Source organism: Streptomyces corchorusii (assembly GCF_001514055.1).
GTDB lineage: Bacteria > Actinomycetota > Actinomycetes > Streptomycetales > Streptomycetaceae > Streptomyces > Streptomyces olivaceoviridis.
Genome location: NZ_KQ948353.1, coordinates 551,083 through 576,598, shown reverse-complemented (window position 1 = coordinate 576,598; position 25,516 = coordinate 551,083). Strand labels below are relative to the sequence as shown.

The window sequence follows — 25,516 nt, the reverse complement described above, 5'->3', positions numbered from 1 at the left end:
CGCGGCTCCGCCGGGTGGGCGCGACGAGCCACGACGGACCCGCGCCCCGCAACGGCGCTTCGGAGGCGGACGCGTCACGCCCCCCAGCCGGCCTGCTCGCCCCCGACCCGCTCGGCGACGATCCGCTCGGCCCACCCGGACCGGGCGTACGCGCCCATCGGATCGGGGTCCAGCCCCAGTTCCTCCCGGACCTCCCCGAGGAGCCCCCGCACATCCGTGTTGTACGCGTCCATCAGCACGGCGTTGGCCCCCAGCACGTCCCCGGAAGCCTGCGCCCCGGCCAGCGCCGCCCGATCGACCAGCAGCGCCTTCGCGGTGGCCTCCTGCACGTTCATGACCGACCGGATGATCGCCGGGATCTTCGCCTCGATGTTGTGGCACTGGTCGAGCATGAACGCGACGTCGGAGGTGAACCCCCCGCCCCGGATCACCTCGTACATGATCCGGAAGAGCTGGAAGGGGTCGGCCGCCCCCACCATCAGGTCGTCGTCGGCGTAGAAGCGCGAGTTGAAGTCGAACCCGCCGAGCTTCCCCTCCCGCAGCAGCAGCGCCACGATGAACTCGATGTTGGTCCCCGGTGCGTGGTGCCCGGTGTCGACGACCACCTGGGCCTTGTCGCCGAGCTTCAGGCAGTGCGCGTAGGCGGTTCCCCAGTCCGGCACGTCGGTCGTGTAGAACGCCGGCTCGAAGAACTTGTACTCCAGCAGCATCCGCTGGCCGTCCCCCAGCCGCGCGTACACCTCGGCCAGCCCCTCGGCCAGCCGGTCCTGCCGGGCGCGGATGTCGTCCTGCCCGGGGTAGTTCGTCCCGTCGGCGAACCACAGCTTCAGGTCCCGTGACCCGGTGGCGTCCATGATGTCGACGCACCGCAGCAGGTGGTCGACGGCCTTGCGCCGCACCGCCGCGTCCGGATGGCAGACGCTGCCCAGCTTGTAGTCGTCGTCCTGGAAGGTGTTGGAGTTGATCGCGCCCAGCCGCACCCCGCGCTCCTCGGCGTACTTCGCGAGCGCCGCGTAGTCCTCCACCGTGTCCCACGGGATGTGCAGGGCGACCGTGGGCGCGACCCCGGTGAAGGCGTGCACCTGGGCCGCGTCCTCCAGCTTCTCCCAGGGCGAGCGCGGCACACCGGCCTGGGCGAACACCTTGAACCGGGTGCCCGAGTTCCCGTACGCCCACGACGGCGTCTCGACGGCCTGGGTCTTGAGCGCGGCCTTCACCGCGGCGAGGTCGGTCACTTGGGGGCTCCTGTGGTGTCGGGGGAGGCGACTGAGCGGATGTCGGACGGAACGACCGAGCATGCGAAACGCGGAATGTGAAACGATTCAGAACGGCAAGCTAGGTGCCGACCGCAGGGGTGTCAAGGACTCCGGCGGACCCCGTCTTCCGTGATCCGGCCGTGACCTTTGGCTATCGAAAGTTTTTCGACACGGACCCATTGACGTGACATGACTGTGGTGCCTACGGTCCCCGCAATCCACTTGAAACCTTTCACGACACCGTGGCGGCCTCGCGGCCCCTTCGCCGGTGTCGTCGAGGAGCCCCCATGACCCACCCGCCTGACACGGGACCGGCCCCGGTGCTGGCACTCAAGGGCGTCTCGAAGTCCTTCGGCGCCGTACGCGCCCTGAGGGACGTCTCCCTGGAGCTGCTGCCCGGCGAGGTGCACGCCCTCGCCGGAGAGAACGGCGCGGGCAAGTCGACGCTGATCAAGACCCTCGCCGGAGTGCACCGGCCGGACACCGGTCAGGTGCTGCTCGACGGCGAGCCCGTCGTCTTCCACGGCCCCGGCGACGCCCGCGACGCCGGCATCGCCGTGATCTACCAGGAACCCACGCTCTTCCCTGACCTGTCGATCGCCGAGAACATCTTCATGGGCCGCCGGCCCCGGCGCGCCCTCGGCCGGATCGACCACAAGGCCACCCACGCGGCCACGGCCGCCCTGATGCGGCGGCTCGGCGTCGATCTCGACCCCGACCGGCCCGCCCGTGGCCTGTCCATCGCCGACCAGCAGATCGTGGAGATCGCCAAGGCGCTGTCCTTCGACGCCCGGGTCCTGATCATGGACGAGCCGACCGCCGCGCTCACCGGCAGCGAGGTGGCCCGCCTCTTCGGCGTGGTCCGCACCCTGCGCGAGCAGGGCGCGGCCGTGCTGTTCATCTCCCACCGGCTGGAGGAGATCTTCGCGATCTGCCAGAAGGTCACCACGCTGCGGGACGGCGCCTGGATCGCCAGCGAGCCGCTCGCCGGGATGACCGAGGACGACCTGGTCCGCCGCATGGTCGGCCGCGACCTGGCCGAGCTGTACCCGAAGCAGCAGGTCCAGGCCGGCGACGTCGCGCTCAGCGTGCGGCGGCTGACCCGCGAGGGCGTCTTCACCGACGTCTCCTTCGAGGTCCGGCGCGGAGAGATCGTCGGCCTCGCCGGGCTGGTCGGGGCCGGGCGCACCGAGGTCGCCCGGGCCGTGTTCGGCGTCGACCGCTGGGACGCGGGCGAGGTCGAGGTCGGCGGGCGCCGGCTCACCAACGGCGCCCCGTCCGCCGCGATGGCGGCCGGACTCGCCCTCGTACCGGAGGACCGGCGGGCCCAGGGACTGGTGATGGACATGTCCATCGAACGGAACATCGGCCTGACCGGACTCCGTACGACCGCCCGGGCCGGGCTGGTGCACCGGACCGCCGAACGCAGCCGGTCCCTGGACTGGGCCGTGAAGCTCCAGGTGAAGTACGCCCGGATCGCGGACGCCGTCTCCACCCTGTCCGGCGGCAACCAGCAGAAGGTCGTCCTCGCCAAGTGGCTCGCCACCGGCCCCCAGGTGCTCATCGTGGACGAACCCACCCGGGGCATCGACGTCGGCACCAAGGCCGAGGTGCACCGGCTGCTCGGCGAGCTGGCCGCCGACGGGGTCGCCGTCCTGATGATCTCCTCCGACCTGCCCGAGATCCTCGGCATGGCCGACCGCGTCCTGGTGATGCACGAGGGCCGGATCACCGCCGAGATACCCCGCGCCGACGCCACCGAGGAGACCGTGATGGCCGCAGCCACCGGGAGGGCCGCCGCATGACGGTCACCACCGACGAGACCCCCGTCACCGGGGCACCCCGCTCCGGCGGCACCCGGCTGGTCGACCGGGTCTTCAAGATGCGCGAACTCGCCATCCTGGCCGTCTTCCTGGTGATGATCGCCGTCACCCAGGCGGGCAACAGCGAGTTCCTGTCCGAGCAGGGCGTCAAGGACCTGCTCCTCAACGCGACGATCCTGGTGCTGGTCGCCACCGGCCAGTCACTGGTCGTCCTCAGCCGCAACGTCGACCTGTCCGTCGGCTCCACGCTCGGCATCAGCGCCTTCGCCGCCGGAACCTACCTCCAGGGCGGCGGGAACGCGGTCGTCGCGATCCTCCTCGCCGTCCTGCTGGGCATCGGCCTCGGGCTGCTCAACGGCCTCCTCGTGAGCCTCGGCCAGGTCCCCGCCCTCGTCGTCACCCTCGGCACCCTGTACGTCATCCGGGGCGTCGACTCCATCTGGGTCGGCTCCCGCCAGATCACCGCGGCCGATCTGCCCGGCGGCTTCGTCGACTTCGGCTCCGGCGGCATCTCCGCCATCCCCTGGCTCGCCGTGATCGCGCTGGTGGTGCTCGTGGCGACGGGCTACTACCTCAAGCACTACGGCAGCGGGCGGGAGCTGTACGCCCTCGGCTCCAACCCGGAGGCGGCCCGGCTGGCCGGCATCCCGGTCCGCAAGCGCATCCTGGCCGCGTACACCTTCTGCGGAGCGCTCGCCGGACTCGCCGGCGCGATGTACCTGGCCCGGTTCGGCAACGTCGACTCCGGCACCGGCAACGGCTACGAACTCACCGTCGTCAGCGCCGTCGTGGTCGGCGGCATCGCCTTCACCGGAGGCTCCGGCAGCGTCTACGGCGCCGCCCTCGGCGCCCTGCTGCTCACCTCGATCAACAGCGTGCTGCCCGCGCTCGGCGTCAGCTCCGTGTGGGTGCTCGCCATCAACGGCGTCCTGTTGCTGCTCGCCATCGCCGTCGACCGGATCGTGGCGCTGCGCGTGGCCGCCGCCCTGAAGAAGAAGTCGGCCCCCAGGAGGTCCGCCATGGCGAAGGAGAAGGCCGGTGCCTGAGTCGCTCACCCGCGCGGTCCGCTGGGACACGGTCGTCGGCGCGCTGCTCATCGTCCTGTTGCTGCTGTCGTTCGGCTTCGTCGACGGCTTCGGCAACGCGCTCAACCTGTCGTTCCTCATCGGCAACACGCTCCCGATCGCGCTGATCGCCCTGCCGATGACCCTGCTGGTCGTCGCCGGCGAGATCGACCTGTCCGTCGCGTCCACGGCCGGGCTGTCCGGCGCGGTGATGGGCAAGCTGTGGAACGAGGGCATGGCCATCGAGCAGATCATCCCGCTGTGCCTGCTGCTCGGGGTGGCGTGCGGGCTGCTCAACGGCCTGCTGGTGACCCGGCTCGGGCTGCCGTCGCTGGCGGTCACCATCGGCACGCTGGCCGCCTACCGGGGTGTCGCGCAGATCGTGCTCGGCTCCGACGCGGTGACCGATTTCCCCTCGCAGTACCTGGACTTCGCCGCCGGCCGCCTCGGTGACTCCTTCCTGCCGCAGGCCTTCCTGCCCTTCCTGGTGCTGCTCGCCGTCGCCGTGGTGCTGTTGCACGCCACTCCGTTCGGCCGGTCGCTGTTCGCGATCGGAGCGGGGGAGGAGGCGGCGCGCTTCGCGGGCATCCGGGTGAAGCGGACCAAGCTCCTGCTGTTCGTCGCCACGGGCGCCATGTCGGCGCTGACCGGTGTCTTCTGGGCGCTGCACTACGCCAGTGCCCGGTACGACAACGCCACCGGACTCGAACTGTCCGTCGTCGCCGCCGTGTTGCTGGGCGGGATCGACTTCGACGGGGGCAGGGGCACGATCGGCGGGGCCGTCGCCGGTGTCTTCCTGCTCGGCGCGTTGCAGAACGTGATGAGTCTGCTGAACGTCTCGGCCCAGTCGCAGATCGTCGTCACCGGTGTGCTGCTCGTGGTGTCCGTGCTGGGCCCCCGGGTCGCGCGGCAGATCTCTCTCGCGCGGGCGGCCGGTTCCACCGGATAGCCCGTCCGCGGCCGGCCGCGCCCACGCGGCCAAGCCGCCACACGCATACAACCCCGCGCCCCCGAGGCGCGCACCACCCACTCCTTACGACAAGGGGCCCTTCCATGCTCAAGCCGACCCTCCGCCGCACCTGCGCCGCCCTCGCCGCCGGCACCTCCCTCGCCCTCGCGCTCACCGCCTGCGGCGGCACCACCAAGAAGGACGTCAAGGACGACAACGCCGCCGCCGCCTCCGCCGGCAAGGCCGACCCGAACGCGGCCACCAAGAAGGGGCTGACCGTCGGCTTCCTGCCCAAGCAGGTCAACAACCCCTACTTCACCACCGCCGACAAGGGCGGCGAGAAGGCGGTCGCCGAGCTCGGGTCGACGTACAAGGAGGTGGGGCCCAGCAGCGCCACCGACACCGCCGGGCAGGTGAGCTACGTCAACACGCTCACCCAGCAGCGGGTGAACGCCATCGCGGTGTCCGCGCAGGACCCGGGGGCGCTGTGCACGGCGCTGAAGCAGGCCATGAGCAACGGCATCAAGGTCGTCACCTACGACTCCGACACCAGCCCGGGCTGCCGCAACGCCTTCGTCTCGCAGGCCGGCGCCGAGGACCTGGGCCGTACCGAGGTGCAGCTCCTCGCCCGGCAGATCGGGTACAAGGGCGAGATCGCGGTCCTGTCCGCCGCGCAGACCGCGACCAACCAGAACACCTGGATCGGCTACATGAAGGACGAGCTGAAGGACCCCAAGTACAAGGACATCAAGCTCGTCAAGATCGCCTACGGCAACGACGACGCCCAGCAGTCCTTCCAGCAGACCCAGGGCCTGCTCCAGGAGCACCCGAACCTGAAGGGGATCATCTCCCCGACCACCGTCGGCATCAAGGCGGCGGCCCAGTACCTGTCGGGCTCCAAGTACAAGGGCAAGGTCAAGCTGACCGGCCTCGGCACCCCCAATGACATGCGCAAGTACGTGAAGAACGGCACCGTCGACGCCTTCGAGCTGTGGGACCCGGCCAAGCTCGGCGACCTGGCCGCCCGGACCGCGGTCGCGCTGGCCTCGGGGCAGATCACCGGCAAGGAGGGCGAGACCTTCAAGGCCGGCGCCACGACGTACACCATCGGCAAGGACGGCGTGATCAACCTGGGCAAGCCGACCGTGTTCGACGCCAAGAACATCGACCAGTTCAACTTCTGACGGACGGGGGCTGCCGATGCAGCGCGTGTGCTTCCTGCTGAAGGTCAGGGCGGACCGGCTCGACGAGTACCGTGAGCGGCACGCGGCCGTCTGGCCGGAGATGCTCGACGCCCTGAAGGCGACCGGCTGGCACGACTACTCGCTGTTCCTGCGCGAGGACGGCCTGCTCGTCGGCTACCTGGAGACCGAGGACTTCGCCGCCGCCCAGGCCGGTATGGCGGCCACCGACGTCAACGCGCGCTGGCAGAAGGAGATGGCACCGTTCTTCGAGTCCCTGGACGGTGCCCGGCCCGACGAGGCCATGCGACCGCTCACCGAAGTGTTCCACCTCGACTGACGCGGGAGCCGCACCGATGAGACCCTCCGTCACCCGGCAGGGCGTCACACGACGGGACGCCCGCGCCGTCTCCCACGACGGCCTGGTCAACACCGACTCGTTCCAGAAGAACGGCCTGTTGACCCACCGGGTCCACCAGCACGCCGCCCGGTACCCGGCGGGCAGCGACGGGTCGTGGCCCGCCGGGCCCTTGATGCCGGCGACCGGCCGGCGCTCACGCTGCCGCACCGGCTCAAGGCCGACGACGGCCGCAACGCCCTGGCGGACTACGAAACCCGTGGCCCCGGCGGCCTCACCGACCACGGCACCGGCCATGTGCCGTGGACCCGCTGGACCCGGACCGCTCGCCGATGACCCAGGAGAGCCGGTTCACCGCCTCGGCGGTCCGCCCCCACGCCGTCATCGACTGTGTCCCGGCACCGAACCCCGGACCGCGCCGCCGACCGGATCGCCCACGGACGCGCCTTCCACCTGTGCGAGACTGCCTCCCTCCCGTTCGGCCGGACCGCCGCGGCCTCGCGGGCCTCCGGGGACACCGACCGGAGGCTCCCGTTCGACGACGGCGGGCTGCACGCGTTCGGCGAGGTGGTGGCCGACGAGACCCGGATCAGGGCGGACACCGTCCTGTCGTTCCCGTACCAGGAGAAGTCCGCCGGCCCGGCGCCCTCGGCGCCGCACGCGGCCGGCTTCGCCCTGCCGGCGTGACGGTAACGTGAAGGCCGTCCCGCCGCATCCCGTTCCCTGGAGGTCCGAAGCCCGATGGCCCAGTCGGTGGGTATCAAGGATGTCGCCCGCGCCGCCGGAGTGTCGGTGGGCACGGTGTCCAACGTCATCAACCGCCCGGACACCGTCGCCGGCGAGACCCGTGCGCGCGTGCTGTCCGCGATCGACCGGCTCGGCTACGTCCGCAGCGAGTCGGCGCGCCAGCTGCGGGCGGGCCGCAGCCGGATCATGGGGCTGCTCGTGCTCGACATGGGCAACCCCTTCTTCGTGGACGTGGCGCGCGGCGCCGAGCGCGCGGCCCGGGAGGCCGGGCTCGGCGTGATGGTGTGCAACAGCGCGCAGGACGCCGCCGAGGAGGCCGAGTACCTGTCGCTCTTCGCCGAACAGCGGGTGCGGGGCGTGCTGCTCACCCCGGCCGACGCCACCGGCCGCAACATCGCGGCCTTCCGCCGGCACGGCATCCCGTTCGTGCTGGTCGACCGGGTCGCCGAGGGCACCACCGAGTGCTCGGTCTCCGTGGACGACATCGCGGGCGGCGCGCTGGCGGTGCGGCACCTGGTGGACGCCGGGCACCGCTCGATCGCCTACGTCAGCGGGCCGCCCGGGCTCACCCAGGTCCGCGACCGGCGCACCGGCGCGCTGAACGCCCTCGCCGAGGCCGGGCTCGGCCCCGAGGCGCTGCGCGAACTGCCCACCGAGCGGCTCGACGTGGCCGCCGGCCGGGACGCGGGTGCCCGGCTGCTCGGCCTCGCCGACCGGCCCACCGCCGTGTTCTGCGCCAACGACCTGCTCGCCCTCGGCGTGCTCCAGGCGATGTACGCGGCGGGCGTGACCGTCCCGGACGACCTGGCGATCGTCGGCTACGACGACATCGAGTTCGCCGCCGCCGCTGCCGTACCCCTCACCTCGGTGCGCCAGCCCGCCGTCACGATGGGCGCCCTCGCCGCCGAACTGCTGCTGGAGGAGACCGAGCGGGGCGAGGGGGACGGCAAGGGGAAGCGGACGCACGAGCACCGGCGGGTGGTGCTCCAGCCGGAGCTGGTGGTGCGCCGGTCCAGCCTCGCCGCACGCTGAACCTCGCGGTGCGCCCGCCGCGCCGAGCCCCGCACCGGGCGGACGTGCTGACCGGAAGTTCAGTAACAATCCATGATCCCGGTGCTCGGCCCGCGCCGGCCCATGTGCTCAACTGGGAGACGTCCAGCCCGTCCGTCCCAGGAGACCCGTTGAGCCTCAGCTACCGCCAGCCCGGCGTCGTGCTCACCGACCGCCACTTCACCGTGCCCCTCGACCACGCCGACCCGGGCGGCGAGACCATCGAGCTGTACGCCCGCGAGGCGGTGGCGAGCGACAAGGCCGGGCAGGACCTGCCCTGGCTGGTGTACCTGCAAGGCGGCCCCGGCTTCGGGGCGAATCGTTTCGTCGGACGGCAGGCCTGGCTCGACCGGGCCTTGAAGGAGTACCGCGTCCTGCTCCTCGACCAGCGCGGCACCGGACGCTCCACGCCCGCCACCCGGCAGACGCTGCCGCTGCGCGGCGGTCCCGCCGCCCAGGCCGACTACCTCACCCACTTCCGCGCCGACTCCATCGTCCGCGACTGCGAGGCCATCCGCCCCCAGGTCACCGGCGGTGCCCCGTGGACCGTGCTCGGCCAGAGCTTCGGCGGCTTCTGCACGGTGTCGTACCTCTCCCTCGCCCCCGAGGGCCTCGCCACCGCGATCATCACCGGCGGCCTGCCGTCCCTGCACGCCCACGCCGACGACGTCTACCGGGCCGCCTACCCGCGCGTCGAGCGCAAGGTCGCCGCGCACTACGCCCGTTACCCGCAGGACGTGGAGCGGGCCCGCCGGATCGCCGACCACCTCCTCACCCACGACGTGGTGCTGCCGAACGGCTACCGCTTCACCGTGGAGGCCTTCCAGTCCCTGGGCATCATGCTGGGCACGAGCGACGGCAGCCACCGGCTGCACCACCTCCTGGAGGACGCCTTCGTGGTGACCCCGGCCGGCCTGGAGCTGTCCGACGCCTTCCAGGAGCAGGCCCAGTCCCTCCTGTCGTACGCCTCCCACCCCCTCTACGCCCTCGTCCACGAGTCGATCTACGGCCAGGACGCGCGCCCCACCGCCTGGTCGGCCGAGCGCGTCCGCGCCGAGTTCCCGCAGTTCGACGCGGCCAAGACACTCACCGGCGACGGCCCGGTCCTGTTCACCGGCGAGACCGTCCACCCCTGGATGTTCGACGCCGACCCGGCCCTGCGCCCCCTGCGCGAGACGGCCGAACTGCTCGCCGCCCGCACCGACTGGAGCCCCCTGTACGACCCCGCGCGGCTCGCCGCCAACGAGGTCCCGGTCGCCGCGGCCGTCTACCACGACGACATGTACGTCGACACCGGCCACTCCCTTCAGACGGCCGGCGCGATCCGTGGGCTGCGCCCCTGGGTCACCAACGAGTACGAGCACGACGGCCTGCGCACGGGCGCGCCCCGCGTCCTGGATCGGCTGCTGGCGCTGGTACGCGACGAGGTCTGACGTACGCGACAGGACGGCCGGGCGCGCCGTACACGACGTCGCGCACGGGTCGGGGCGGCCCAGTGCGCCGCCCATGACCGGGCCGAAGGTCACCCAGCTCAGCCCCTGCCCGACGACTGGCAGCGCGCCCTCGCCGTGGTGGCCTCGAAGCACGGGTGTTCTGCGGCGATCGCCGCCTGGACCGACGCCGGCCGCGAGGTCGCCTGTGCCGGCGTCGGCCGCGCCGCCCCGGACGCCGCCGACGCGGGCAACCGCTGGATCTTCCCCGATCTCGCCGAGTGGCGCCTCCAGCGCCCTGGAACGGCGTCCGCCGGGTGGCCGTCGCCGGTTGCGGGGCGTCGAGCCGTTCGCCCGCGGTCGGGGGTGCGCGCGGGTGCGGGGGCAGGCTCGCCGGTCAGTAGGCTGGACCCCATGCCGGATCAGATAGCCGACCCCTCCGACCTGCGCGCCGACTGCGCCCGGTGCTTCGGGCTGTGCTGTGTCGCCCTGCCCTTCGCCCGCTCCGCCGACTTCGCGCTGGACAAGCCCGCGGGCAAGCCGTGCCCGAACCTCCAGGGCGACCACCGCTGCGGCATCCACGCCGACCTGCGCCCGAAGGGCTTCACCGGCTGCACGGTCTACGACTGCTTCGGCGCCGGCCAGAAGGTCTCGCAGGTCACCTTCGACGGGCAGGACTGGCGTACCGGGTCCACGGAGCACGCGCGCCGGATGTTCGACGTCTTCCCGGTCGTACGGCAGTTGCACGAGCTGCTGTGGTACCTGACCGAGGCGCTGGCCCTGCCCGCCGCCCGGCCCGTCCACCCCGAGCTGCGCCGGGCCCTGGAGGAGACCGAGCGGCTGACCCGGCGGACTCCCGAGGAGCTGGCCGCGCTGGACGTGGCCGCGCACCGCCAGGAGGTCAACGTGCTCCTGCTGCGCACCAGCGAGCTGGCCCGGGCCGGCGTCGGCGGCAAGGGCCGAGGGAAGGGGAAGGGCCGGGGCAGGGACCGCAGGGGCGCGGACCTCATGGGCGCCCGCCTCAGGGGCGCCGATCTGCGCGGGGTGAGCCTGCGCGGTGCGTACCTCATCGCCGCCGACCTCACCGGTGCCGACCTGCGCGGCGCGGATCTGATCGGGGCCGACCTGCGCGATGCCGATCTGACCGACGCGGACCTCACCGGTGCCTTCTTCCTCACCCAGCCGCAGGTGAACGCCGCGCGGGGCAGCGCGGGCACGCGGCTGCCGGCCTCAGTCAGCCGCCCCGTGCACTGGACAGCGGCTCGCTGACGGGGGCTGGGCCGGTCCGGCCGGGTCGTGCCGCCGGTCGTCCGCGGCCGCGTCTCGGGCTGGTCGCGCCCACGCGGCGTCAACCGCACCGCGCACACTGCCCCGCGCCCCTGCGGGGCGTCCCTCCTCCGCCTTCGTGAGAGCCGGCCGGCGCTCCAGGCGGAGCCGCAGCCCTTCCGGCATCAGGGTCAGGCGTTCGGCCACGCTCAGCCGGTAGCCCGGGTCGGCGTGCAGGTCGTAACGGCGCAGCAGCAGGCCGAGGACCAGGGTCGCCTCGTGGAGGGCGAACTGGCGGCCGATGCAGGCCCGTGCGCCGGTGCCGAAGGGCTTGAAGGTGTGCGGTGGCCGGGCGCGGACGGCCGCCGGGGTGAAGCGGTCGGGGTCGAACCGCTCGGCGTCCTCGCCCCAGACCTCCGGCTCCCGGTGCAGCATCGGGGTCAGCACCAGGGTCCACGCGCCCCGGCGCATCGGATGGTCCCCGGCGAGGACGGTGTCCCGCCGGGCCTCGCGGGCGAAGGCGGGCGCGGTCGGCCACAGCCGCAGCGACTCGTCCAGCACCCGGCGCACGTAGCGCAGCCTGGCGACCTGGTCGTAGCCGGGCCGCGGGGTGTCGCCCCAGACCTGTGCGACCTCGGCGCGGGCCCGGGCGGCGATCTCCGGGTGCCGGGCGAGGTGGTGGAGGGCGAAGGAGAGCGCGCCGGAGGTGGTCTCGTGGCCCGCCACCAGGAACGTGATCACCTGCTTGCGGACGTTCTCCGGCGACAGCTTCTCCCCGGTCCGCGGGTGCGCCGTCGCCAGCATGCGGTCCAGCAGGTCCCCCTCGCCGCCACCGGACCGGCGCCGGGCGGCGACCAGCCCGTCGACCGTGCGGTTGAGGTGGGCGATGTCGGCCGCGTTGCGCCGGGCGGCGGTGCGCAGCAGCAGCGGGGCCAGCGGTCCCGGCACGCTGTTCAGCCGTTGCGCGTAGGCCAGCGTGCCGACCATCGCCGTGACGAAGGGGTGCGGCCGGTCCCGCTCGAAGGAGCCGAAGTCGTGCCCGAAACCGGTCCGGGCGATCGTCTCCAGGGTCAGCCGGGTCATGTCGCCCGGCACGTCCACCGTGCGCCCGGCCGCCAGGTGGCGGTCCCAGTGGTCGGTGAGCCGGTCGGCGACCGACAGCATCATCCCGTGGTAGCCCTCCATGGCCTCCCGGCTGAACCCGGGCGCCAGCACGTCGTGCGCCAACTGCCAGTTGGGCTCGTGGTTGTAGGCGGTGAACAGGCCGTCTCCGGCCACGGGCCGCAGGTTGGCGACGCCGAGCCCGACGTGCTTGGCGAACCGGGACTCGTCGGCGAGATCGGCGACCAGCCGCGCCCCCCACACGAACACGAACTCCTTGCCGAACGCCCGGCGGCGGAAGATCGGGCCGAGCTCGCGCGCGAAGCGCATCGAGTCCTGCAACGGCCGGTGCCGGTCGACGCCGAGCACATCGCCGAGCAGCGGCACCCGGTGCGGCGGACGGGGGATGCGGCGCAGCTCGGGCCAGCCCTGCTCGGCGCTGCGGAAACCCTTCGGCAGCCCGGTCTCCATGGTCTCCGTCGTCGCCGCCATGACGCGATCTCCCTTGGCCCAGCGGGTGGTTGACGCAGTGACGCACGCGTGTTGTACGTGGGTTCAATAACGGGTTCCAGTGTGGTGCCCTTGTTGAACCGACGTCAAGTAAAGTGACGCCATGCCCGCGAACCAGGGGGAGCGCGCCCGGCGCAGACTCAGCACCGGGGAACGCCGTGAGCAACTGCTGTCGGTCGGCGCGAAGCTGTTCTCGGAGAGCCCCTACGACGACGTGTGGATCGAGCAGGTCGCCGAGATCGCCGGGGTCTCGCGGGGGCTGCTGTACCACTACTTCCCGACCAAGCGGGACTTCTTCGCCGCCGTCGTGGAGCGGGAGAGCGCGCGCATGCTGCGCATGACGGCGGCCGAGCCCGGGGTACCGGTGCGCGAGCAGCTCGCCGCCGGCCTCGACACCTACCTCGGCTACGTCCAGGCGCACGCCCACGGCTTCCGCGCCTTCCACCGCGCCGACGCGGCCGGCGACCAGGCCGTGCGCCGGGTCTACCAGCGGGCGCTGGCAGCCCAGGAGGAGCAGATCCTGGCCGCGCTCGCCGCCGACCCCGAGTTCGGGCCCGCCGTCGAGGCCGCCCCGCGGGTGCGCCTGGCGGTGCGCGGCTGGCTCGCCTTCACCACCGCCGTCTGTCTCGAATGGCTGCGCGGCGAAGGTGAGTTGAGCCGGGAAGAGGTGCGCGATCTGTGCGCCCGCGCTCTGCTGGGCGTCCTCGCCTGAGGGCTGTGGCGCCGGCGGCGGGGCCGAACTCGGGGTCGGCGACGGCGCGGGCGTCGGTGCGGGCGCGCTTGCCGACGGGTTCGACGGCCATGCTCCGGACGTGCGGGCCGGGGTCGGAGGCCAGGTGCCGCAGTGCGGGGCGGAGGACCCGGTCCGCGCCCGGTGCGCGGGTGCCGCCCCGCCCTTCCTGCTCGTTCGGGTGCGTACCTCGTGCGCGTTCCGGCCCGGGTGTCCAGGCTTGACCTCGGGATGAGGCTTCTCGTGAGGGTGGAGGAACATGCCGACGTACGTCGCCCTGCTGAGCTGGACCGATCAAGGGGTCCGGAACTACAAGGACACCGCGAAGCGCGCCGAGGCCTTCGGCGCAGCGGTGCAGAAGCTCGGGGCGAAGCTCCTGAGCATCTACTGGACCGTCGGTCCGTACGACCTCGTGGCCGTCATCGAGGGGGCTGACGAGGAAACCGCCACCGCGGCACTCCTGCAACTCGGTGGTGTGGGCAACGTCCGTTCCACGACTCTGCGGGCCTTCGGCCGGGAGGAGATGGAACGCATCATCGCCAAGGCGGCCGGCTGACGAACACCCCGTGGTGCGGGCGGTGGCGTCCGGCGAGTCGGCCCCGCAGCCCGCCGGTGCCGGACTCGTGCGGTCCGGTTCCAGCGGGCACCGGGCTCGGCCGGGCGCTTCCCCGCAGGGGCGGTGTGGTTGGCGCGCGCCCCGATCTCCGATAGGTTAGGCAAGGCTTACCTAAGGAGGTCTCGGATGGGTGACACGCAGGACTGGACGGCCGCCCCCGGCGCGGCGGAACAGGCACGCTCGGTGCTGGCCGCCGCGTGGTCGTGCGCGGTGACCGCGGACGGCGTCCGCGAGGAGTACGTCGGCACGCACACCGTGACCGAGGACGGCGCGGTACGGCTGGCGGTGCCCGACGACAGCGCCCTGTTCGGGGCGGTGCTGTGCGCCCCGCGCCAAGAACCCTCCGCCCTGCTGGAGTTCGCCGACGTGGCGCCCGTACCGGTGCGCCACCGCATCCGCGCCCGGCTCTTCCTGTCCGGCTGGTTCGCCCCGTCCGGGGGAGCCCTCCTGTTCCGGCCCACCCGCGTGGTGCTGCGCCGGCCCGCCGGGGCCGTGGTGGTCGACCTGGGCGAGTTCACCGCCGCCCGGCCCGACCCCCTGGCCGGCGCCGAGGCCCGGTTGCTCACCCACCTCGCCGACGCCCACCCGGACGCCGTCGAGCGGCTCACCCGCCTGGTGCGGCCCGAGAGCCTGCACGCCGCGACCCGGGTGGCACCGCTCGCCGTCGACCGCCACGGACTCACCCTGCGCATCGAACGCACCCGCGCCCACGGCGACGTACGACTGCCCTTCCACACACCCGCCGACGACGTCGCCCAGCTCACCGAGCGCGTGCACGCCCTGCTCGCCCAGGCCAGTGCCGCCGCCTGCCCCCGGGCGCTACAGCGGCAGCGCGCAGACGGCGACGGGTGACGCGAACGGCTCGCCGGCCGGGCGCAGTTCACCGCTGTCCGCGTCGACGCGGAAGACGGTGACCGTCCCCGAGCGCTGGTTCGCCGCGAACAGCAGCCGGCCGTCGGGCGAGAACGCGATCTGCCGGGGGAAGTCCCCGCCCACCGGCACCGTGCCGAGCAGCCGCAGCCGGGCCCCGCCGTCCTCGACGGCGTACCGCGCGAGGCTGTTGTGGCCCCGGTTGGCGAGGAACGCGTACCGGCCGTTCGCCGTCACCAGGATCTGCGCCGGATAGTTCGTGCCGCCGCCGGACCCCGTCGGCTGCGGCTCGCCGATCGTCAGGCGCCCGGTTCCCGGCTCGTACGCGCACACGGCCACGGTGTCGTCCACCTCGTTGGCCAGGTAGGCGTACCGGCCGCCCGGATGGAAGGTCAGATGGCGCGGTCCCGCGCCGGGCCGGGTCCGCGCCCGCGCCGCCTCCGCGAGCGTGCCCTTCGCCCGGTCGAGGCGGTAGGTGTAGACCGTGTCGGTGCCGAGGTCCACGGCGAGGACGTGCCCGCCGTCCGGACTCGTGAGGAACTGGTGGGCGTGCGGCCCCTGTTGGCCGGGGCCGGGCGGCGGAGAGCCGTGCGTGACCAGGGCGGTGCGCTCGCCCAGCGCGCCCGAGGCGTCGATCGGGTGCACGGCGACACTGCCCGAACCGTAGTTGGCGCTGAGCAGCCAGCGCCCGGAGGGATGCACCGACAGATGGCACGGGTCCGCGCCGCCGGTGCTCCGGGTGCCGAGGACCCGCCGGTCCGCGAGGCGTACGGCCGTTACCCCGCCGTCCTCCCGCTCGTCCACCGCGTACAGCGTGCGGCCGTCGGGGTGTACGGCGAGGTACGACGGGTCGGGGACCCCGGTGAGCGTCCCGGACCCGGTGATCCGGCCCGACTCGGGGTCGTACGACGCCAGGCCGATGCCGGTGCCGCCGCCCTCGACGGAGGTGTAGGTGCCCACGTACAGCGGGCGCGGTCCGGAGGGCCTCCGGGGCGGCGGGGCCGCCTGCGGCTTGCGCTGCCCGGCCGGCGTCTCCGTCGGCGGGGCCGCCGGGGACGGCACCACGACGACCGCCGCCGTACCGGCCACGGCGCCGACGAACCGGCGTCTGGTCCAGCCGCCGCGTTCCCGGTCCGGGTCCCGGTCCCGCCGGGGGAGGGGAGACCCTTCTCCCGCCGTCCCTGCCTCCGTGTCCATACCGCTACCCCAGGTCGTCGGTGCCCCGCTCGTGACAGCCACCTTGGCCCGCGCGGGTCGCCGGGGGCAAGCCGGGCAACGGCAGCCGCGCGGAACGCACCGCCGGCGGACCCTGCCAGCCCCCGTCCGCCACCGGCTTGCCCGGCGCGACCTTCAGGGGTGTCACCCGGTCGGCGGACGGCGCCCGCCACGGCTCCAGGCCGTCCCCGAGCCACTCGCCGACCGGCTCGGCCCCCTCCAGGGCGGGCGTGGGGGCGAGGTCCTCGGCGTCCGCGTCGTGGTAGTCGCACCAGGGCAGGGCCGCCCGGGTGTCCGCCCGGTCCACCGGTGGCGGCGGTGCCTCGCCGGTGATCCGGCGCCACCGCGAGGGCGTGACGAGGTGCACGAACACCCGCCCGGCGGGCTGCTCGGACCGGTCGCCCAGCGGCCGGTCGTCCCGGTACACCTCCTGCCGCATCGAGCCGCCGACGCCGAGCCCGAGGGCCGTGGCGCGTCGCGGGGGAGCGGCGGCCGGGGCTGGCGGACCGCCGAAGGCCGCGGCGGGCGCGGACGGCGGTGATCCGGGGCCCACTGGGGGCCGGGGCGGAGAGGGGCAGGGCCGCTCCGCACCTCCTCGCCGGTGACCTGCCCCTCAACGGTCGCGCCGAGCCCCAGCGGTACGGCCACGAACTGGCGGACCGTGCCCCTGCCGGAGTTGATATCGTCCGACCAGGGCCGGCGGTGCGGCGCGGGCGAGAGGGCGTACCGATGACCGGTGACGGAGTCCGGATCGACGGGAACACGCCGACCGGGTGCCCGCGTGGATGCGGGCGCGCGGTCGGCGTGCTGCTGACGGTGCATCTGCGCGAGGCGATGTGGCCGAGCTCCGCCGCGTCGGAGCCGGCGTCGGCGCCGGACCGCCCCGGCGGCTTCCTCACCGAGGACGCTCGCCGAACCCCGCGTGGTTCCGCCACAGCTCCTCCTGGACCCCGAGGCGGTCGCGCAGCAAGGCGAGCCGGGGCCGCTTGGCCCGCTGCCCGCGCGAGACCCGGTCCAGCTCCTCCAGCAGGCGGCGGGTGCGGTGCTCGGTGTTCAGCTCGTCGATGATCCTGGTCGTCTCGGTCAGCACCGCCCCGAGCAACTGCCAGTGCGCCCAGTCCTTGCGGATCTCCTCCTGGAGCAGCTCGGCCAGCCGGTCCCGGGTGCCGGCCGCCGTGTGCAGCTCGGCCGACAGCCGTGCCTCCGCCGATTCCGCGTTCTCGCTCAGATGGGTCGTCACCAGCACCGCGAAGCTGACCACCGCGTCGGCGATCTCCGACAGCAGTTGCTCCACGGTCGCCCCCACCCGGGCCGGGAAGAGCTCCTCCGGCCCACGGGCCTTCGCCAGGTCCGTGAACGAGCGGGCCAGCACCCGCAGCACCACCGTGCAGATCTCCAGCGTGTCCAGACCCGTGCGCAGCACCACCCGGTGCAGCAGTCCCTCCTTCACCCGGGGATTGAGCCGCAGACTGTCCTCCGCCTGCCGCAGTGCCGCGTCCACCTGCACGATGTCGTGGTCCAGCCGGCGCGCCTCGTGCAGCCGCTCGGCCGCTCGCTCCCAGGGGATCCGGCCGCCGGCCTCCTCGCCCATCCGCAGCATCAGCTGGCGCACCCGCCGGGCCAGGTCCTCGATGGACCGCCCGGCCTCGTCCACCCACACTGGGGGTGGCAGCAGCAGGTTGCAGGCGGTGCCGACGACCGCGCCGATCAGCGTCTCGACGATCCGCGCCCAGGCGGTGAACCCGACCGTGGTGACTCCGAGCACCAGCATGGCGCTGATCGCCACCTCGGCGACGTACTCGTCGACGCGGACCAGGTGTCCCACGGCCAGCGCGGCGACGATCAGCAGGGCGAGGCTCCACCAGGTCAGGCCGACCAGCACGCTGAAGGCGATGGCGACCAGGACGCCCGCGACCACCGAGTTCACCCGGCGGATGCCGTTGGTGAGCGTGGCGTAGAAGGTCACCTGGACGACCAGCAGCGCGGTCAGCGGCGCGGTGAGCGGGGCCGGCTCGGGGCTCAGCCGGAGGGCGATGACGTAGGCGATCGTCGCGGCCGTGGCCGACCGCAGTGTCTGGACGACCACCGGCTCCCGGCGGCGCTTCGCCAGTCGCAGTAGTCCCGTGGTCAACTTTCGTTCGCGCATCCCTTGGCCTGTTCCCGCTCATCGGGTGCGTCGAACGTAGCCGTTCGCGGACCGGTTCCGCCTGATTTATGCCAGATACTTACGCGTACAGCTTGTCGACGAAGGCGGTCAGATTGCCCGTCATGCGCGCGATCTGCTCCTCCAGCGTCAAGCTCTCCTCGAACCGGACGCCGGACTCGGGGACCTTCCTGCCGCGCACGTACAGCGAACAGGCCAGGTCGGTGCACATGTACAGCCCGACCGAGTTGCCCTCCCGGCCGGCCGCTCCCGCCTTCCGCGCGGTCATCAGCGAGACCCCGCCGCCGGGATGCGTGGTCAGACACAGCGAACACATGCTCCGGTGCAGGAAGCCGCGCTGCGCGGCCGGGAAGCGCAGGGCCACGCCGACGAGCCGGCCGTCCCGCTCCATGACCAGGTAGCTGCGGTCGGGAGCCCCCGGATCACGCCAGCCGAGGAAGTCCAGATCGTCCCAGGGGCGGTCACCGAGATCGCGCGGGACGGCCAGGCGCTTGGCCTCGCCCTTGGAGCAGTTGATAAACGAGTTGCGGATGTCCTGCTCGGTGAGCGATCTCATGGGGGGCCTTCCGGATTTCCAGTCGCACGAACGAACCTAGAGGCTCTAGGCTCACGACTATCCTATTTAGCCACATGGGGGTGAGCCAATGGATTTCCGGCGGGGGCTGCCCGGGTTGCCACGGCGTGCCCGGCGAGCGCTGGACCATGTCGCCGGCACCGCGTCCGGCCCACCGCTCGACCCCGGTCTGCGCATCACGCTCAACTTCCACCCCGACCGGATCTCCGGCGGACTGCCGATCCTGGAGTCGCTGGCCCGGGACGGCGCGTACCACTCGCAGTTCGTCACCGGCACCAGCAACGGCGGCCTCACCGCCCACCCGGGCGGCGACCGGACGCGCTGGGAGAGCCGGATCTTCGGCGGCGCCTACGACGACGCCGACCCGGCCGAGCGTCCGGTGTACGGCGCGCTGGACTTCCGGCGCCAGTCGGTCGGCGCGGCCCCCCGCTTCGGCTCCTCGCACCTCAGGCTCTCCGGAGCGGCCCTGGCCCGGGCCACCTTCTGCTACCCGGACAGCTCGACCGAGCCCGGCGACTTCGGCGTGGCCGGCGCCATGCCGCTGATCGCCCTCGCCGAGGCCGACGAGCAGGACGCCCTCAACGACTACATCGAGGCCCATGTGCACGGGGGTGTGCTGCTCGACCGGGACGTGGAGGCGCTGGTACTGGACGCGAGCTACCGGGGCACACCGGTGGAGACAGCCGCCCGGCGCCTGCCCTTCCCGCATGTATGGCACCCCGGCTACCGCCTCACCGTCACCGCACTGCGCCGGCACGCCGACTACCGCGGCCCGCGGTACGCCGACCTCGGCGCCCGCATCGCCGAGCGCGGCCTCATCACCCCCCGCGTCATCGGCGACGCGGCCCGCAGCGCCCGGTACGACCTCCAGGACCTCAAGATGGTCTGGCACACCCTGGCCCGCTTCGGATCCCCCGAGGGCGCGGGAACGGCGAGGCTCCGCCCGCCGCCGGCCGTCCCGCCTCGCCAGGACACCGCGGCCGGCCCCGGGGGCCCCGCGGCCCCGGCTTCCCCGGGCGCCGCCACCGTGCGGACCCCGCCGGAGCGCAACGGCTGAGGTTCCCGGAAGGCCGGGCCATGGCCGCCGCGGATGCCGCCACCACCGCTTCGGCGGGCGCCGCCTCCCTGAGCTGCCGCCGCTTGGACAGCCCCCCACCGCAACGCCACCGCCGACTTGGGCCCGCCCCGGCTACGGCAGACGTGCGCCCCGACGTGCCTCGCCCGGCTACGGCAGGCGTGCTCCCCGACGTGCCCCCCCCACGACCTGCCCCACCCGAGCACCCCCGCTCCGGTCACGGCCGGCGTCCCGCCGAGGGTCCGACCGCCCTGCCGGGTAGGGCCTCGGTCACGGTCGGCATCCCCCGACGACCCGACCGCTCCCCGGGTAGGCCCCCTGGCCGCGCCGGCGTGCCCCGGCCCCCCCCGTCCCCGGCCGCGTACCCCCGGCCTACCCACCCGCTACTCACTCCCCGTCTCCGCCCCCCGCCCCGGCTCCGGTGGCCACACCTCCGTGGCCAGTACCCCCATCGCGTACGCCCGGGCGACCAGTTCCGTGCGGTTCGTCGCGCCCCAGCGTGCCGACAGGCGACGCAGGTGATAGGTGACGCCGTCCCTGGTGAGGCCCAGTTCGCGGGCGGCGCGGGCCGTCGTGGCGCCGCCGGCCAGCAGGGCCAGGACCTGTCGCTCCGTGTCCGTGACCCGTACCGGCTCCGGTTCCGGTGCGGGGCGCTCGCCCAGGACGCGCAGCATCACCAGCAGCGCCGGTGTCTCCTCCACGCTGTCGCTCACCGGGTCCGCCGTCAGCTCCCCGTGCCGCTCGGCCCCGCCGGGCGCCCGCCAGCACACCGACACCTGGTAGCGGGAGCGGTGCCGCAGGCGCAGCGCCTCGGCGATCCGCTCCACCTGGCCGGCCTCCTGCGGCCGGAACAGCTCCAGCACATGCCGGCCGCGCAGCCGCCCAGGGGTCGTACCGCACTCCGCCGCCATGGCGGGGTTCGCCAGGACGACCTGGCCGTACACATCGCATACGGCCACCGGTACCGCCACCCGGTCGAACAGCACCAGCGCACGGTTGCGCCACACCACCGCGTCGGCCTGTTCCGCATCCATGGCACCTCATCCAAGGGGAACGACCAGGTCAGCGGCAACTTGGCGGAGGGGACCCGGCCCCTGGCCGCGGCGGCCGGGCGCGCGCAAGTCCCGGCGGGCACTTTCCACTGCACGATCGTGTAGTGGCATGGCCCCGGCGCCCGCCGCCCGTCGACCACCCTGGACGCAGTACATCCGTTACCGCGAAAGGCAGTTGCCGCGCCATGCCCCCCACCGCACTGCGCTCCGAACCGGCCGGAACCCTGACCGGCGTCCCCGTCGTCGACATCACCGCCTCCGGCCCCGGCCGCACGCCCATCCAGCAGACCATGGAGCTGATGCGGGAGCACGGCCCGGTGCTGGTGCGGCGGCTGCACGGGCGGGACGTGATGTTCGTCGCCGACGCGGACCTGGTCGCCGACCTGGCCGACGAGGAGCGGTTCGCCAAGCACGTCGGGCCCGCCCTGAGGAACGTGCGGGAGTTCGCCGCCGACGGCCTGTTCACGGCGTACAACGACGAGCCCAACTGGGCGAAGGCGCACGACATCCTGATGCCCGCCTTCGCGCTGGGCTCGATGCGCACCTACCACCCGGTGATGCTGAAGGTGGCCCGGCGGCTCATCGACGCCTGGGACCGTGCGGCGCGGGCCGGCCGGCCCGTCGACGTGCCCGACGACATGACCCGGATGACCCTCGACACCATCGGGCTCGCCGGGTTCGACTACGACTTCGGGTCGTTCGAGCGCGCCGAGCCGCACCCCTTCGTGGAGTCGATGGTCCGCTGCCTGGAGTGGAGCATGACCCGGCTGGCCCGCACCCCCGGCACCGACCACTCGGCGGCCGACGCGGCCTTCCGGAAGGACGCCGACCACCTCGCCCGGGTCGTGGACGACGTCATCGCCGCCCGCACCGGCACCGACCAGAGCGGCGCCGAGGACCTGCTCGGCCTGATGCTCAGCGCCCCGCACCCCGCCGACGGCACCACCCTGGACGCGGCCAACATCCGCAACCAGGTCATCACCTTCCTGATCGCCGGCCACGAGACCACCTCCGGCGCGATGTCCTTCGCGCTCTACTACCTGGCCAAGCACCCGGCCGTCCTGCGGCTCGTGCAGCGCGAGGCCGACGCGCTGTGGGGCGACACGGCCGACCCCGAGCCGTCGTACGAGGACATCGGCCGGCTCACCTACACCCGCCAGGTCCTGAACGAGGCGCTGCGGCTGTGGCCGACGGCCGCCGCGTTCAGCCGGCACGCCCGCGAGGACACCCTGCTCGGCGGCCGGATCCCGCTGCGCGCCGGCCAGGCCGTCACCGTGCTCGCGCCGATGCTGCACCGCCAGCCCGTGTGGGGCGACAACCCCGAGCTGTTCGACCCCGAGCGGTTCACCCCCGAGGCCGAGGCGGCCCGTCCGGTGCATGCCTTCAAGCCGTTCGGCACCGGTGAACGCGCCTGCATCGGACGGCAGTTCGCACTGCACGAGGCGACCATGCTGCTCGCCCTGCTGGTCCACCGCTACCGGCTGCACGACCACGCCGGCTACCGGCTCACCGTGAAGGAGACCCTCACCCTCAAGCCCGAGGGCTTCACCCTCACGCTCACCCCGCGCACCCCCGCCGACCGCGTCCACGCGCCCCTGCCCGGCACCGCCGCCGCGCCCGCCGCCGGCACCCCCGCCCCCGACGCCCTCCCGGCCCGGGTCCGCCCCGGCACCCGCGCCCTCTTCCTGCACGGCAGCAACTACGGCACCTGCCGGGACTTCGCCGCCCGGCTCGCGGACGAGGCCGCCGCCGTCGGCTGCGCCACCGAGGTCGCCGCCCTGGACGCCTACGCGGACGGTCTGCCCACCGACCGGCCCGTCGTCATCGCCGCCGCCTCCTACAACGGCCGCCCCACCGACGACGCCGTCGCCTTCACTGCCTGGCTCGACGGCACCCCCGACCTGACCGGAGTGACCTACGCCGTCCTCGGCGTCGGCGACCGCAACTGGGCCGCCACCTACCAGCAGGTCCCCACCCGGATCGACGCCCGCCTCGCCGAACTTGGCGCCACCCGGCTCACCGAGCGCGCCGCCGCCGACGCCTCCGGGGACCTCACCGGCGCCGTAGGGGAGTTCACCGCCCGCGTGCGCTCCGCGCTGCTGAGCGCGTACGGCGACCCGGGCGCCGGCCAGGACACCGCGGACGAGCCCGCCCACGCCTACGCGGTCCGCACCCTGTCCGGCGGGCCGCTGGACGCCCTCGCCGAGCGGCACGGGCTGGTCCCGATGACGGTCACCGAGGCCCGTGACCTCACCGCGCCCGGTCATCCGCGCACCAAGCGGTTCCTGCGCGTCGCCCTGCCCGAGGGCGTCACCTACCGCACCGCCGACCACCTGACCGTGCTGCCCGCCAACGCCCCCGAGCTGGTGGACCGTGCCGTCGCCGCCTTCGGCCTCGACGCCGACGCCGTCCTGGACGTCCGGCCGACCCGTTCCCGCCCATGGGGGTCCGCCCGCACGGGCGAAGTCGAGCGCGGGGGAGCCCTCGCCGTGGACCGGCCGGTGACGGTACGCCAACTGCTCACCCATCACGTCGAGTTGCAGGAGCGTCCGACCAGCCGCCAGGCGGCCCTCCTCGCCGAGGCCAACCCCTGCCCGCCCGAGCGCGCCGCCCTCGCCGCCCTGCCCGGCGACGACCCGCGCACCCTGGTGGAACTGGCCGAGGACCACCCCGCCCTGCGCGGTGCCCTGGACTGGCCGCTCCTGCTCGACCTGCTGACCCCGCTGCGCCCGCGCCACTACTCCATCTCCTCCGCACCGGCGGCCGACCCCCGCCACGCCGACCTCATGGTGTCCGTGCTCGACGCCCCCGCGCGCTCCGGCAAGGGCCGCCACCGGGGCACCGGCTCCGGTCACCTCGCCTCCCTGCGGCCCGGTGACACCGTGTACGCCCGGGTCCAGCCCTGCCGCGAGGCGTTCCGGATCGACCACACGGCACCGGTCGTGATGGTCGCCGCCGGCACCGGGCTCGCCCCGTTCCGGGGTGCCGTCGCCGACCGCCTGGCCGCCCGCCGCACCGGCGCCCGGCTCCCCGCGGGACTGCTCTACTTCGGCTGCGACGCCCCGGACGCCGACTACCTGCACGCCGAGGAGTTGCGGGCCGCCGAGCGGGCCGGCGCGGTCTCGCTGCGGCCGGCCTTCAGCGCCGCGCCCGTGAACGGTGCCGCCTTCGTCCAGCACCGCATCGCCGCCGAGGCCGGCGAGGTCTGGGAGCTGCTGGGCGCCGGGGCCCGGGTGTACGTCTGCGGCGACGGCGCACGGATGGCTCCCGGCGTCCGCGCCGCCTTCCGTACCCTGTACCGCGAACGGACCCCCGGCGCCGACGAGGCCGCGGCCGAACGGTGGCTCGACACGCTGGTGGCGGACGGGCGTTACGTGGAGGACGTGTACGCGGCGGGCTGAGCCGCCGGGGGAGGGGTGCGGGGGTGCGGGACACGGAGGAACGGGCCCGGCGGGTCCTGGCCGCGGCGGGCCTGCCGCCCGCCCGGCCGGGCGGGGTGCGCCCGCTCGGCGGCGGCACCTACAACACCGTCGAGGAGCTACGGCTCACCGACGGCCGCCGCTATGTGCTGAAGATCGCGCCGGACGCGCCGGGCCTGCGCTACGAGTCCCGGCTGCTGCGCTCGGAGGAGGAGTTCTGCCGCGCCGCCGCCGAGGCCGGCGTCCCCGCGCCCCGCACCGTGCGCACCGACGGCGGCCCCGCCGCACGGCACACCCTCCAGACCCACTGCCCGGGCATCCCCGGGGACGACTCCCTCACCGTCGTCGAACAGGCCGCCCTGCGCCGGGAGCTGGGCGGCCACGTGGCCCGGCTGCACCGGGTGACCGGCCCCGGCTTCGGCTACCCGTCCGGCGCGCTCGGCCCGCTCGCCCCGGACTGGCGGACGGCGTTCACCGCGATGACCGACGCCGTGCCGGCCGACGCCCGCGACTACGCGGCCGACCTGCCGTGCCCCGTGGACGAGGTGGCCCGTACCCTCCGCACCGGCCACGACGTGCTGGAGGACGTCACCGTCCCGCGCGCCGTCCACTTCGATCTGTGGCCGGGCAACATCCTGGTCCACCGCACCCCCGCCGGACCCCGCGTCGGCGGACTCGTCGACGGCGAGCGCATGTTCTGGGGCGACCCGCTGGCCGACTTCGTCTCCCTCGCCCTGCTGGACGACATCGAGAAGGACCAGGACTTCCTCGCCGGCTACCGGGACGCCGGGGGCCGCGTCCGCTTCGACCGCTTGGAGCGGCTGCGGCTCGCGCTCTACCGCGCCTACCTCTACCTGATCATGCTGGTCGAGACGGTTCCCCGGGCGGCCGGCGCTAAGCGGCGCCGGTGGATCCGGCGGACCGTCGCGCCGGCACTGGTCGCCGCGCTGGACGAGATCACTTGTCTCCGCCTTAGCTCATAGCGTGAACTAAGGGTTGGGAGAATGTCGCGCCCCGGCTGTCCGAAGGGGTATGTTGCAGGTCGGGCAGGGTTCGTGAAGGGAGC

General features: G+C 73.7%; 22 protein-coding genes and 1 pseudogene. 16 read left to right on the top strand and 7 right to left on the bottom strand.

Features of this window, described 5'->3' with window-relative positions; all coding sequences use genetic code 11:
* Positions 1–74: 74 nt before the first annotated feature.
* Positions 75–1,235, bottom strand: a complete 1,161-nt coding sequence (gene rhaI, locus AQJ11_RS09615) for an L-rhamnose isomerase (RefSeq protein WP_014676582.1) — start codon at positions 1,233–1,235, stop codon at positions 75–77.
* Positions 1,236–1,543: 308 nt separating this feature from the next.
* Here rhaI and AQJ11_RS09610 point away from each other — a divergent pair, with 308 nt between their 5' ends.
* The 10 genes from AQJ11_RS09610 (at position 1,544) to AQJ11_RS09565 (ending at position 11,127) form a co-directional block, all read left to right on the top strand.
* Entirely contained in the window at positions 1,544–3,061 is a 1,518-nt protein-coding gene (locus AQJ11_RS09610) for a sugar ABC transporter ATP-binding protein (protein ID WP_058083140.1), read from the top strand.
* Positions 3,058–4,125: an ABC transporter permease gene (locus AQJ11_RS09605; RefSeq protein WP_014676584.1), complete on the top strand. Its 1,068-nt coding sequence runs from the start codon at positions 3,058–3,060 to the stop codon at positions 4,123–4,125. Before AQJ11_RS09610 ends, AQJ11_RS09605 begins: the two co-directional genes overlap by 4 nt.
* Entirely contained in the window at positions 4,118–5,092 is a 975-nt protein-coding gene (locus AQJ11_RS09600; protein WP_058083142.1) for an ABC transporter permease, read from the top strand. Before AQJ11_RS09605 ends, AQJ11_RS09600 begins: the two co-directional genes overlap by 8 nt.
* Before the next feature lie 104 nt (positions 5,093–5,196).
* A complete protein-coding gene (rhaS, locus tag AQJ11_RS09595) occupies positions 5,197–6,276 on the top strand; it encodes a rhamnose ABC transporter substrate-binding protein (RefSeq protein ID WP_014676586.1) in 1,080 nt (359 codons plus the stop codon).
* A gap of 16 nt (positions 6,277–6,292) precedes the next feature.
* On the top strand, positions 6,293–6,613 hold the full coding sequence (locus AQJ11_RS09590) for an L-rhamnose mutarotase (RefSeq protein ID WP_014676587.1): 321 nt from the start codon (positions 6,293–6,295) through the stop codon (positions 6,611–6,613).
* Between the two features lie 174 nt (positions 6,614–6,787).
* A complete protein-coding gene (locus AQJ11_RS50860) occupies positions 6,788–6,967 on the top strand; it encodes a hypothetical protein (RefSeq protein ID WP_059262599.1) in 180 nt (59 codons plus the stop codon).
* Between the two features lie 54 nt (positions 6,968–7,021).
* Positions 7,022–7,318, top strand: coding sequence for a hypothetical protein (locus AQJ11_RS50855; protein WP_059262597.1), 297 nt, complete (start codon positions 7,022–7,024; stop codon positions 7,316–7,318).
* Positions 7,319–7,372: 54 nt separating this feature from the next.
* Positions 7,373–8,410, top strand: coding sequence for a LacI family DNA-binding transcriptional regulator (locus AQJ11_RS09575; RefSeq protein WP_014676590.1), 1,038 nt, complete (start codon positions 7,373–7,375; stop codon positions 8,408–8,410).
* Positions 8,411–8,559: 149 nt separating this feature from the next.
* The gene (locus AQJ11_RS09570) at positions 8,560–9,861 is read left to right on the top strand and encodes an alpha/beta fold hydrolase (protein ID WP_059262595.1); all 1,302 of its coding nucleotides are present in this window, start codon (positions 8,560–8,562) and stop codon (positions 9,859–9,861) included.
* Positions 9,862–10,272: 411 nt separating this feature from the next.
* Positions 10,273–11,127, top strand: coding sequence for a pentapeptide repeat-containing protein (locus tag AQJ11_RS09565; protein ID WP_014676592.1), 855 nt, complete (start codon positions 10,273–10,275; stop codon positions 11,125–11,127).
* Here the strand turns inward: AQJ11_RS09565 and AQJ11_RS09560 are convergent.
* A complete protein-coding gene (locus AQJ11_RS09560; protein ID WP_059262593.1) occupies positions 11,089–12,717 on the bottom strand; it encodes a cytochrome P450 in 1,629 nt (542 codons plus the stop codon). The two genes, AQJ11_RS09565 and AQJ11_RS09560, sit on opposite strands and share 39 nt — an antisense overlap.
* A gap of 121 nt (positions 12,718–12,838) precedes the next feature.
* Here AQJ11_RS09560 and AQJ11_RS09555 point away from each other — a divergent pair, with 121 nt between their 5' ends.
* The 3 genes from AQJ11_RS09555 to AQJ11_RS09545 all read left to right on the top strand — a co-directional run bounded on the left by AQJ11_RS09555 (position 12,839) and on the right by AQJ11_RS09545 (position 14,933).
* Positions 12,839–13,447 (top strand): TetR/AcrR family transcriptional regulator, encoded by a 609-nt coding sequence (locus tag AQJ11_RS09555; protein WP_059262591.1) that lies wholly within the window; start codon positions 12,839–12,841, stop codon positions 13,445–13,447.
* Positions 13,448–13,724: 277 nt separating this feature from the next.
* Entirely contained in the window at positions 13,725–14,021 is a 297-nt protein-coding gene (locus AQJ11_RS09550; RefSeq protein WP_014676595.1) for a GYD domain-containing protein, read from the top strand.
* Between the two features lie 186 nt (positions 14,022–14,207).
* On the top strand, positions 14,208–14,933 hold the full coding sequence (locus AQJ11_RS09545) for a DUF2470 domain-containing protein (protein ID WP_059262589.1): 726 nt from the start codon (positions 14,208–14,210) through the stop codon (positions 14,931–14,933).
* Here AQJ11_RS09545 and AQJ11_RS09540 read toward each other — a convergent pair.
* The 4 genes and pseudogenes from AQJ11_RS09540 to AQJ11_RS09525 form a co-directional block, all read right to left on the bottom strand.
* Complete coding sequence (locus AQJ11_RS09540; RefSeq protein ID WP_059262754.1) at positions 14,901–16,040, bottom strand: lactonase family protein; 1,140 nt, start codon at positions 16,038–16,040, stop codon at positions 14,901–14,903. The two genes, AQJ11_RS09545 and AQJ11_RS09540, sit on opposite strands and share 33 nt — an antisense overlap.
* Before the next feature lie 112 nt (positions 16,041–16,152).
* Positions 16,153–16,868, bottom strand: a pseudogene (locus tag AQJ11_RS09535) (hypothetical protein); the annotation flags it as partial.
* Between the two features lie 193 nt (positions 16,869–17,061).
* Positions 17,062–18,312 (bottom strand): FUSC family protein, encoded by a 1,251-nt coding sequence (locus AQJ11_RS09530; RefSeq protein WP_208616467.1) that lies wholly within the window; start codon positions 18,310–18,312, stop codon positions 17,062–17,064.
* A gap of 79 nt (positions 18,313–18,391) precedes the next feature.
* Positions 18,392–18,886, bottom strand: a complete 495-nt coding sequence (locus tag AQJ11_RS09525; RefSeq protein ID WP_059262582.1) for an FBP domain-containing protein — start codon at positions 18,884–18,886, stop codon at positions 18,392–18,394.
* Between the two features lie 88 nt (positions 18,887–18,974).
* On the opposite strand from AQJ11_RS09525, the gene AQJ11_RS09520 reads away from it, so the two are divergent.
* Complete coding sequence (locus AQJ11_RS09520) at positions 18,975–19,961, top strand: DUF3626 domain-containing protein (protein ID WP_059262580.1); 987 nt, start codon at positions 18,975–18,977, stop codon at positions 19,959–19,961.
* Positions 19,962–20,362: 401 nt separating this feature from the next.
* Here the strand turns inward: AQJ11_RS09520 and AQJ11_RS09515 are convergent, their stop codons facing one another.
* Complete coding sequence (locus tag AQJ11_RS09515; RefSeq protein ID WP_059262578.1) at positions 20,363–21,013, bottom strand: PAS domain-containing protein; 651 nt, start codon at positions 21,011–21,013, stop codon at positions 20,363–20,365.
* 203 nt (positions 21,014–21,216) lie between these two features.
* On the opposite strand from AQJ11_RS09515, the gene AQJ11_RS09510 reads away from it, so the two are divergent.
* Both AQJ11_RS09510 and AQJ11_RS09505 read left to right on the top strand, forming a co-directional pair.
* The gene (locus AQJ11_RS09510; protein ID WP_059262577.1) at positions 21,217–24,432 is read left to right on the top strand and encodes a cytochrome P450; all 3,216 of its coding nucleotides are present in this window, start codon (positions 21,217–21,219) and stop codon (positions 24,430–24,432) included.
* 23 nt (positions 24,433–24,455) lie between these two features.
* On the top strand, positions 24,456–25,433 hold the full coding sequence (locus tag AQJ11_RS09505; protein ID WP_059262575.1) for a phosphotransferase family protein: 978 nt from the start codon (positions 24,456–24,458) through the stop codon (positions 25,431–25,433).
* Positions 25,434–25,516: the final 83 nt, after the last annotated feature.

Excerpts from the sequence above, each read along its gene's own strand:
- AQJ11_RS09610 (WP_058083140.1), top strand. The coding sequence starts at position 1,544 with ATGACCCACCCGCCTGACACGGGACCGGCCCCGGTGCTGGCACTCAAG.
- AQJ11_RS09605 (WP_014676584.1), top strand. The coding sequence starts at position 3,058 with ATGACGGTCACCACCGACGAGACCCCCGTCACCGGGGCACCCCGCTCC.
- rhaS (WP_014676586.1), top strand. The coding sequence starts at position 5,197 with ATGCTCAAGCCGACCCTCCGCCGCACCTGCGCCGCCCTCGCCGCCGGC.
- AQJ11_RS09590 (WP_014676587.1), top strand. The coding sequence starts at position 6,293 with ATGCAGCGCGTGTGCTTCCTGCTGAAGGTCAGGGCGGACCGGCTCGAC.
- AQJ11_RS09575 (WP_014676590.1), top strand. The coding sequence starts at position 7,373 with ATGGCCCAGTCGGTGGGTATCAAGGATGTCGCCCGCGCCGCCGGAGTG.
- AQJ11_RS09565 (WP_014676592.1), top strand. The coding sequence starts at position 10,273 with ATGCCGGATCAGATAGCCGACCCCTCCGACCTGCGCGCCGACTGCGCC.
- AQJ11_RS09560 (WP_059262593.1), bottom strand. The coding sequence starts at position 12,717 with ATGGCGGCGACGACGGAGACCATGGAGACCGGGCTGCCGAAGGGTTTC.
- AQJ11_RS09555 (WP_059262591.1), top strand. The coding sequence starts at position 12,839 with ATGCCCGCGAACCAGGGGGAGCGCGCCCGGCGCAGACTCAGCACCGGG.
- AQJ11_RS09550 (WP_014676595.1), top strand. The coding sequence starts at position 13,725 with ATGCCGACGTACGTCGCCCTGCTGAGCTGGACCGATCAAGGGGTCCGG.
- AQJ11_RS09545 (WP_059262589.1), top strand. The coding sequence starts at position 14,208 with ATGGGTGACACGCAGGACTGGACGGCCGCCCCCGGCGCGGCGGAACAG.
- AQJ11_RS09530 (WP_208616467.1), bottom strand. The coding sequence starts at position 18,312 with ATGCGCGAACGAAAGTTGACCACGGGACTACTGCGACTGGCGAAGCGC.
- AQJ11_RS09525 (WP_059262582.1), bottom strand. The coding sequence starts at position 18,886 with ATGAGATCGCTCACCGAGCAGGACATCCGCAACTCGTTTATCAACTGC.
- AQJ11_RS09520 (WP_059262580.1), top strand. The coding sequence starts at position 18,975 with ATGGATTTCCGGCGGGGGCTGCCCGGGTTGCCACGGCGTGCCCGGCGA.
- AQJ11_RS09515 (WP_059262578.1), bottom strand. The coding sequence starts at position 21,013 with ATGGATGCGGAACAGGCCGACGCGGTGGTGTGGCGCAACCGTGCGCTG.
- AQJ11_RS09510 (WP_059262577.1), top strand. The coding sequence starts at position 21,217 with ATGCCCCCCACCGCACTGCGCTCCGAACCGGCCGGAACCCTGACCGGC.